The organism is Coriobacteriia bacterium (genome assembly GCA_014859305.1).
Classification (GTDB): domain Bacteria; phylum Actinomycetota; class Coriobacteriia; order Anaerosomatales; family Kmv31; genus Kmv31.
Genome location: JACUUM010000062.1, coordinates 1 through 6,136 on the forward strand (window position 1 = coordinate 1; position 6,136 = coordinate 6,136).

The window sequence follows — 6,136 nt, forward strand, 5'->3', positions numbered from 1 at the left end:
ACGACCCGCGCCGCGGGATCGCGCCTCATCGCGACCCCGCCAGCTGCCTCTCGAACGCGGCCGGGTCGGGCGCGAGCAGCAGCATCGACGCGAAGCCGCCGGCCCACAGCGCCGCCGCTCCGGCAGGCCAGCCGGTGAGCGAGAAGGCGAGTAGCGAGCAGTAGGGCATCAGACCGAGCAGGTACCACGACGCCTCGGCGAGCGACGCGGCCCGCTCGCGCGCCGCCTCCTCGCCGGCGGCGGTCCGGATCGAGGCGAGCTCGGCGGGCGCGACCGCGAATCGCAGGAACGCCGCGACGAGCGGTATCGACATCCAGACCATCAGGAGCAGGACGACCTGGCCGGGGTTGGCGGTGGGGTGGCCCGTGCCGCCGTGCAGGGCCTGAGAGCCGAGGAACCCGCCGGTCAGCACCCACATGACCGTCACCAGAGCGATGGGCCGCTTCACCGTCGCACCTCCCGCTACGATGGGGTGAGGTGGGGTGGCTTTCCTTCCCCGCTTCTCCCATCGGTAACGGGCTGACACGCCTTTAGGTTCCTGGGAGGGAGCCCTCAGGACGGGCGCGCGCCCCAGGGGTCTCCTCTACCGCGCACCGGAGCAAGGGGCTGGGCTTCCGGGACGATCAGCGTGACGCGGTCGTCGCGTATCTCGGCGAAGCCGGCGCCGACGCGCATCCTGCGGGTCTCGCCGTGGTCCTCGTACCGGAGGTCGTGACCGGCCACACGCACCAGGGTCGGCGCGTGACCGGGCAGCACGACGATCTGGCTGCCTTGGTCGAAGCGCGGTTCCCGGCGGCGCACGACCACTTTGTCCAGGCCGCTCCGCCGCAGCGCCACGCCGAGCGGCGTGACGACCTCGAGCTGAAGAGCGCCCATCGCGCCTCCCCCCTACACCGCCTCGGCCTCGGCTCCGACCGGCGCGGGCTCGTCGGGCCGGGGAGCCAGCGTCTCGGCCTTCTCGAGTGCCTCGTCGATCGTGCCCACCATGTAGAACGCCTGCTCGGGGACGTTGTCGTGCAGGCCGTCGCATATCTCCCTGAACCCCCGTATCGTCTCGGCGATGGTGACGTAGCGGCCAGGGATACCGGTGTACTGCTCGGCGACGAAGAACGGCTGCGAGAGGAACTTCTGGAGCCGCCTGGCACGGGTGACCACGACCTTGTCCTCCTCGGAGAGCTCCTCGACGCCCAGGATCGCGATCAGGTCCTGCAACGCGCCGTAGCGCTGCAGGTAGCCCTTCGCGCGTCCGGCGACCCTGACGTGCTCCTCCCCGACGACCCACGGCTCCAGGATCTGCGAGGTCGACGTCAGCGGGTCGACGGCGGGGTAGATGCCCTGCTCCACGATGCGTCGCGAGAGCACGACGGTCGCGTCCAGGTGCGAGAAGACTGCCGCCGGACCGGGGTCGGCGAGGTCGTCGGCCGGCACGTACACCGCCTGCACGCTCGTGATCGCGCCGTCGTCGGTCGACGCGATTCGCTCCTGCAGCGTCCCGATCTCGGTGAACAGCGTAGGCTGGTAGCCGACCTCCGACGGTATGCGCGCCCTCAGCAGCGAGACCTCGAGGCCGGCCTGGATGTAGCGGTAGATGTTGTCGAAGAAGAGCAGGACGTCGCGCTTCTCCTCGTCGCGGAAGTACTCGGCGGCCGTGAGCGCGGAGTGTGCGATGCGGAAGCGCGCGCCGGGAGGCTCGTTCATCTGGCCGAAGTAGAGCACCGCCCGCTCGAGCACGCCGGTCTCCTGCATCTCCAGCCACAGGTCGTTGCCCTCCCGGGTCCGCTCCCCGATCCCGCCGAAGACGCTGACGCCCTTGTGCTCCAGTCCGACGTTGCGGATCAGCTCCATGATCACGACCGTCTTGCCCACGCCCGCGCCGCCGAACAACGCGATCTTCCCGCCCCTGGGGAAGGGGGTGAGCAGGTCGATCGCTTTGAGCCCGGTCTCGAACACGGCGCTGAACGTCTTGATCTTGGAGTAGGGCGTCGGCGGCTTGTGGATCGCCTGCAGCTTGACCGCGTTCACCGCGCCCCGTCCGTCGATCGGCTCGCCCAGCACGTTGAACATACGGCCGCATATCCCGGGCCCCACGGGCACCGAGATGGGCCTGTCCAGATCGAACACCCGCATGTTGCGGCGCAGCCCGTCGGTGGAGTCCAACGCGATCGCCCGTATCGTTCCCTCCCCGAGGAGCTGGACCGCTTCGAGCGGCAACCCGGTGTCCTTGTCGCCGACCCTGAGCAGGTCGCCTATCGCGGGCATCTCACCGCCGAAGGCGACATCGACCACGGGGCCCATGACCTGGACGACCGTCCCCTCGCTCGCTTCACGCTCGATCTCCTCGACGATGCGCTCGAAGACCTGCCGCGTCATCTCCTCGGCGAGCGCCGCCGCGGCGGCCTCGGCCTCGCGGACCGCGTCCTCGCGACGCTTCGGCTCGTCGCCGTTGCCGCTGCGCTTGCCCATCGCGACCCCCCTTCACCGCCTCAGCGCGACCGTGCCGCCCCGCCCGTGCCGGCGGCTTCCTCCTCGGCGCGCATCTTCGAGGCGAACAGCACGCCGAGAAGGTCGATGGTGATGACCTCGCGGCGCAGCCGGTTGTACTTCACGCCGAGGTCCGCGAGCGTCTTGTCCGCGCGCTCGCTCGCCTCCTCCATGGTGATCATCCGGGCCCCCTGCTCGCTCGCGTACGACTCGAGCAGGACGTCCTCCACCTGGACGCACACGAACAACGAGATGAGCTCCGCCACGATGGCCTCGAAGCTCGGCTCGTAGTGCCAGCCGTCCGGCTCGCGGCCGCCCTCGGCGCGATGCGAGGCTGCCGTCGCCGGCGTCGCCTCTCCCGACGGCCCTTCCGTCTTCGGCGCATCCAGGACGCCCGCGCCGCCGGCCGAGCCGGCGGGCGTGGCGGCGGCCGGCAGGTCCTCCGCGGCGACCGGCAGCAGCCGCACGACCCGCGGCACGCGCCTCAGCGGCGAGAAGAACTGCGTGTAGCAGCAGTGGATCTCGTCGGCCTCGCCGGAGAGGAACATCTCGGTGACCATGTCGTAGATCTCGGCCACGTCGTCCGTCGTCACGCCCGCCCGGCGCCACGCCGGCAGGAGCGAGATCTCGCACCCGGCCGTCTTCTTCCTCAAGTAGCGCTCGCCGCGGAGGCCCTTGACGAAGACCCGGACCTCGCGACCGGCCTCCTGCTGCCGGGTGATGAAGCGCCAGGCGGTGCGGTTCACCGCCATGTTGTAGCTGCCGCACATGCCCCGGTCACCCGCGAAGTGCACGAGCACGACGCGTCTCACCGCGGGTCTGGGCTGCATGAAGGGCGACAGCGGCGTGAGGTCGACCCCCTTCGCCGCCGCCTCGGCCTGCTGCCGCTGCAGCACGTCGCGCATCCGCTGCACGTAGAGGCGCATGCCGGCCGCTCGCGCGCGCGTTCTCGAGAGCTTCGCGGAAGACACCGTGGCCAGCGCGCGCGTGATGCTCTGTATGTTGCGGACGGTGTCCATCCGCTTTCGGACCTCGACGAGCTTCTGCACGGCTCTACGGCGCCTCCTCCGTGCCTGCGGCGACCGCTTCGGCAGGCGCTGCATCCTCGGCCGTCCGGTCCTCGCCCGTCTCCTCGAAGACGTCCTCCACATCGCTCTCGTCCTCGCCGCCCTCGGCGGCCGGAGCGAAGCTGTCCTTGAAGGCGAAGACCGCTTGCCGCAACTCGTCCTCGAGCAGGCGGTCCAGCGCCTTCTCCTGCCGCAGCCGTTCCAACATCTGCGGGTGCCGGAGCTGGCAGAAGCGGATGAGTTCCGCCTGCAGCCGCGGGAGGTCCTCGGTGGGGATGTCGTCGAGGAACCCGTTCACGACCGCGAACAGCACGACCACCTCGTGCTCGCCGGGCATCGGCGCGTGCTGATCCTGCTTGAGCAGCTCCCGGCCGCGCTCTCCTCGCGCGAGCTGGCCCAGCGTCGCGGCGTCGACCTCGGCGCCGAACTTCACGAACTGCGCCATCTCCTGGTACTGCGCGAGGTCGATGCGCAGCCTCCCGGCGACCTGCTTCATCGCCTTGGTCTGCGCCGAACCGCCCACGCGGCTGACGGACAGGCCGACGTCCATCGCGGGGCGGAAACCCTCGTTGAAGAGCCCCGCGTCCAGGAAGATCTGGCCGTCGCAGATCGAGACGACGTTCGTGGGGATGAACGCCGAGATGTCTCCGGCGAGCGTCTCGACGATGGGCAGCGCCGTCAGCGAGCCGCCCCCGTGCTCGTCGGACATCCGGGCCGCGCGTTCCAGCAGGCGCGAGTGCACGTAGAAGATGTCGCCCGGGTACGCCTCGCGCCCGATGGGGCGCTTCAGCAACGCCGAGACCTCGCGGTACGTGTAGGCGTGCTTCGACAGGTCGTCGTAGACGACCAGCGCGTGCTTGCCCCGGTCCATGAAGTACTCGCCGATCGCGCACGCCGTGTACGGCGTCAGGTGCCGGAACGCGGGCTGCTCGTTGGGTAGCGCCACGACCACGCACGTGTAGTCCATGGCCCCGTACTGCGTCAGGACCTCGACCACCCTGGCCACCGAGGAGGACTTCTGCCCGATGGAGGCGTAGACGCAGAAGACGTCGCCGCCCTTCTGGCTGAGGATCGTGTCGACCGCGGCCGTGGTCTTGCCGATCTTGCGGTCGCCGATGATCAGCTCGCGCTGCCCCCTGCCCAGCGGCACCAGCGAGTCCAGCACCTTGATACCTGTATGCAGCGGCTCGGACACGGGCATCCGATCGATGACGCCTGGGGCCTTGCGCTCGACGGGGGCGTACGTGCGCGCGGCGATCGGCCCCTTGCCGTCGATGGGCTGCCCCAGCGAGTTGACGATCCTGCCGGCCACCATCTCTCCGACGGGGACCTTCAGGAGGTGCCCCGTGCGCACCACCTCGCTGCCCTCGCGGATGTCCTCCTCCGCGCCCAGCAGGATGCACCCCACCTTGTCGCGGTGGAGGCTGAAGGCGAGGCCGAAGACCCCGCTCTCGAACTCCACGAGCTCCTGAGAGCCCGCGCTCTTGAGGCCCGAGACCACCGCCACCCCGTCGCCGACCTCCAGCACGCTGCCGGTGTCGAGCAGCTCCTCGACCTGCAGCTCGGGGCTGGTGTCCGACAGGATCTTGCGCAGGAAGCGGTAGGTGTCGTCGCCGCCCGCGAGTTCTCCCGCCTCCCGGCGCTCCGTCACCGAGCGCTGCAGGTCGCTCAGCCAGCGGTACCGCGCGTCGAGCACGATGCGGCGGTCCTCGCCGATGTGCAGGATCGCTCCCGCGTCCATGTGCGGGTTCACCTTGAGCTCGACGAACACCCTGCGACCCGCGACCTGGCTGAGCCGGTCCGTCACCGCCGAGAGGACCAGATCGTCCAGGTAGACCTTCGAGTACAGCACGAGGTTGCATCCCTCGAACCCGTCGAAGGCATGCTCGAGCGGAACCGTGTTCCGCCCGGCCCCGGGGCGCTCGCCGGCCTCCTCCGCGCTCACGGCGACACCTCGGCGGCCGCGCCGGCCGGCGGCTCCACGCCGGCGAGGATCGACTTCTGGATCAGCACGCGCTGCTCTGCCGGGGACAGTCCCTCGTTGAGGATCTGGCGCGTCGCACGCGTGACGAGCTCGACGAGTTGGTCGCGCACGTCCCCGAGCATCTCCTCGAGTTCGTTGTCCAGCGTCTCCTTCGTGTGCGCCTTCATCCGCTCGGCTTCCTCGTGCGCGGCCATCACGACGGTCGCGACCTCGTGCTGGGCCGCCTCCCGCGCCTCAGCCACCAGCCGCTCGGCCTCCTTGCGCGCATCGCCGAGGGCCGTCTCGGAGCGCTCGGTCGCGTTCGCGAGGTAGGCTTCCGACTCGGCCGCCTGCCGCAGCTGCACCCCGATGCGCTCACGGCGCTCGGCGAGCATGTTCACCACGACGCCGGGCTTCTTCCTGAAACGGACCGCCACCCATTTGACGAGCAGCACGAGAACACCGAACTGCACGAGCTCGACACCGAAGATCAGCGGTCGTCCGACCGTCTCGTGGAGTGCTTCACTGATGAGCTCTTCCACGCGTACCACCCCCGCTCACTGGACCCGTTTGGCGATGAGCTTGTCGACGGCCGTCTCGACGGTCACGGGGTCGACGCCGCCGA

At 70.0% G+C, this 6,136-nt stretch carries 6 protein-coding genes; all 6 read right to left on the reverse strand.

Going from position 1 to position 6,136, the window contains the following annotated elements; all coding sequences use genetic code 11:
* Window positions 1-25: 25 nt before the first annotated feature.
* A complete protein-coding gene (locus IBX62_09850; GenBank protein MBE0477388.1) occupies window positions 26-448 on the reverse strand; it encodes a hypothetical protein in 423 nt (140 codons plus the stop codon).
* A gap of 104 nt (window positions 449-552) precedes the next feature.
* Complete coding sequence (locus IBX62_09855; GenBank protein ID MBE0477389.1) at window positions 553-876, reverse strand: hypothetical protein; 324 nt, start codon at window positions 874-876, stop codon at window positions 553-555.
* Between the two features lie 12 nt (window positions 877-888).
* On the reverse strand, window positions 889-2,370 hold the full coding sequence (gene atpD, locus IBX62_09860; protein ID MBE0477390.1) for a F0F1 ATP synthase subunit beta: 1,482 nt from the start codon (window positions 2,368-2,370) through the stop codon (window positions 889-891).
* A gap of 113 nt (window positions 2,371-2,483) precedes the next feature.
* On the reverse strand, window positions 2,484-3,530 hold the full coding sequence (locus IBX62_09865; protein ID MBE0477391.1) for a F0F1 ATP synthase subunit gamma: 1,047 nt from the start codon (window positions 3,528-3,530) through the stop codon (window positions 2,484-2,486).
* A gap of 4 nt (window positions 3,531-3,534) precedes the next feature.
* Window positions 3,535-5,289 carry a F0F1 ATP synthase subunit alpha gene (locus IBX62_09870; protein ID MBE0477392.1) on the reverse strand — a complete coding sequence of 585 codons (1,755 nt, stop codon included), beginning with the start codon at window positions 5,287-5,289 and terminating at the stop codon, window positions 3,535-3,537.
* 200 nt (window positions 5,290-5,489) lie between these two features.
* A complete protein-coding gene (locus IBX62_09875; GenBank protein MBE0477393.1) occupies window positions 5,490-6,053 on the reverse strand; it encodes an ATP synthase F0 subunit B in 564 nt (187 codons plus the stop codon).
* Between the last annotated feature and the right edge of the window lie 83 nt (window positions 6,054-6,136).

Excerpts from the sequence above, each read along its gene's own strand:
- IBX62_09855 (MBE0477389.1), bottom strand. The coding sequence starts at position 876 with ATGGGCGCTCTTCAGCTCGAGGTCGTCACGCCGCTCGGCGTGGCGCTG.
- atpD (MBE0477390.1), bottom strand. The coding sequence starts at position 2,370 with ATGACGCGGCAGGTCTTCGAGCGCATCGTCGAGGAGATCGAGCGTGAA.
- IBX62_09870 (MBE0477392.1), bottom strand. The coding sequence starts at position 5,289 with ATGGACGCGGGAGCGATCCTGCACATCGGCGAGGACCGCCGCATCGTG.